The following is a 2,120-nucleotide window of genomic DNA, read 5'->3' on the forward strand; positions in this document are numbered from 1 at the left end:
GACACTGACCGAGTGGCGGCGCGGTCACCGGGGCGCCGGAGCGTTCTTCGGGGTGGTGGCGTGCGTGTTCATCTACACGATCACCGTCACCATCCTCGACCGGCCCGAAGGCCTGGTCATCGCGCTCATCTTCATCGCCATGATCGTGGTCATCTCGCTGGTCTCGCGTATCAGCCGCTCCACCGAGCTGCGCGTCCAGAAGGTCACCTTCGACCAGGACGCACAGGTGCTGCTCGAGGAGGTGCTGGTGAAGAACGCTCCGGTGCGGTTCATCGCGAACAAGATCCAGGCCGGTGATCACGCCGAATACCACGAGAAGTCCCTCGACGTGCGCCTCGACAATCACCTCGACAACGCAGAGACGGCCGTGTTCCTCGAGGTCGAGGTCAACGACGCCAGCGACTTCTCCACCACCGTCGAGGTCACCGCCGCCCGGGTGGGGCACCACCGGGTGCTACGAGCCACCGGCCCCAGCGTCCCCAACGTGCTCGCCGCCGTGCTGCTCGCGGTCAGCGACCAGGACGACATGCCCTCCCACATCTACTTCGAATGGTCCGAGAAGGGACCAGGGCAGAACGCGCTGCGCTTCCTGTTCGCCGGGGAGGGCGACGTACCCCCGCTCACTCACGAGATCCTGCGACGCGCCGTCCCCGACGCCGCCCGGCGGCCCGTCGTCCACGTCGGCGGCTGATCCGAAATGCAGTCCCTGCGGATCACCATCCCCGCCGACCTGACCGACCAGGTGGTTGCGGTGTTCGCCGACGACCCGGCGGTGAGCCACCTCGCCGTGCTGCGAGGCGCGTCGCTGGATCCCGAAGGCGACATCGTGCTGGCGCACGTGGCCAGGGAGGCCGCCAACGAACACATCGACGGCCTGGTCGGCCTCGGCGTCGCCGAACGAGGCACCATCCAGGTCGAACCGGTCACCACCTGGATCTCCCGTGCCGCGTTCGACGCCGAACGGCACACCCCCGGCTCCAGCGCCGATGCCGTGGTGTGGGCCGAGGTCACCCAACGCGCCTACGAGGAGTCCGAGCTCAACTGGACCTACCTGTCATTCATGAGCCTGGCCACACTGCTGGCAGCCATCGCCGTCGTCGTGGACTCCCAGGTCCTCGTCATCGGCGCCATGGTGCTCGGCCCCGAGTTCGTGCCCGTCGCCGCACTCGGTCTCGCGCTCGTGCGGCGGCGTGGCACCCTGTTCGGCCGGGCGGCACGCACCCTGTCTGTCGGGTTCGTGGTCGCCATCACCCTGACCACCATCGCCGCCTCCGCCGCCCGCGCACTGGGGTGGGTGGTCACCGAGGACGTGACCGGCCCCCGGCCCGGCACCGACTTCATCTACTCCCCGGACAAGTGGTCCTTCATCGTTGCCGTCATCGCCGCCGCCGCCGGCGTGCTGTCCCTCACCAGCGCCAAGGTGGGCGGCCTGTCCGGAGTGTTCATCTCCGTCACCACCGTCCCCGCTGCAGGCAATGTCGCGCTCGGCATCGCCTTTGGCGCCTGGGACGAAGTCACCGGCAGCGCGATCCAGCTGGCTCTCAACATCACGGGAATGGTCCTCGCCGGATGCGCCACGCTGGCCCTCCAGCACGTGGTGTGGAACCGGAAGGCGCACCAGCGGCAACGACTACTGACCCGAGGACAAGACAGGTCTGGCCCCGCCGGTCCCTCAGCGTGAGCCTTCGCCGGAGCTGCGCCTATTCTTGAGCCGCCCCCTTCACCTCCGGTCAACCCGTCGCGGCGCTGGCCATCTGCACTCCTTGTTCGTCTCGCCGCTCGTCGCCAACCGCCTCCACAACCGCTAGGTCAGGCAACGCATGAACACACCTTGGTTGATCGCGCTCACGTGCCTGGGCGTCGGGAGCCTGCTGCTGTTCCGGGCCGTCGCGCTCGTCATGGTTGGCAGCAACGGACGGTTCCGAGGAGACTCCTGGGTCAGCCTTGCCGTCGCGTTCGTGCTGTTCCTCATCGGGGGCTACCTCCTCGGCCGCTGAGGCTGCTAGCCCGTGCTGGGCCCGACCTATCCCACCAGACAGGTTCCGGGCGGGCGGCCGGTGAGCCCAGGACCAGCGAGAAGTACGAAGCCTCGTTCCACGACCGGGTCGGCAAACGACCGT

The 2,120-nt window shown here is 68.3% G+C and carries 2 protein-coding genes and 1 pseudogene; all 3 read left to right on the plus strand.

Going from position 1 to position 2,120, the window contains the following annotated elements; genetic code table 11:
* Window positions 1–691 (plus strand): annotated as a pseudogene (locus tag ACXJKL_RS19910) (amino acid transporter); the annotation flags it as partial.
* A gap of 6 nt (window positions 692–697) precedes the next feature.
* Entirely contained in the window at window positions 698–1,681 is a 984-nt protein-coding gene (locus tag ACXJKL_RS19915) for a DUF389 domain-containing protein (protein ID WP_457208730.1), read from the plus strand.
* A 139-nt stretch (window positions 1,682–1,820) separates the two neighbouring features.
* Window positions 1,821–1,997, plus strand: a complete 177-nt coding sequence (locus ACXJKL_RS19920) for a hypothetical protein (RefSeq protein ID WP_457208731.1) — start codon at window positions 1,821–1,823, stop codon at window positions 1,995–1,997.
* The last annotated feature ends 123 nt before the right edge of the window (window positions 1,998–2,120 follow it).

This window comes from Nocardioides sp. P5_C9_2 (assembly GCF_054049555.1).

What these genes read in the sequence shown, in the direction of transcription:
- ACXJKL_RS19915 (WP_457208730.1), top strand. Translation starts at nt 698, where the DNA reads ATGCAGTCCCTGCGGATCACCATCCCCGCCGACCTGACCGACCAGGTG.
- ACXJKL_RS19920 (WP_457208731.1), top strand. Translation starts at nt 1,821, where the DNA reads ATGAACACACCTTGGTTGATCGCGCTCACGTGCCTGGGCGTCGGGAGC.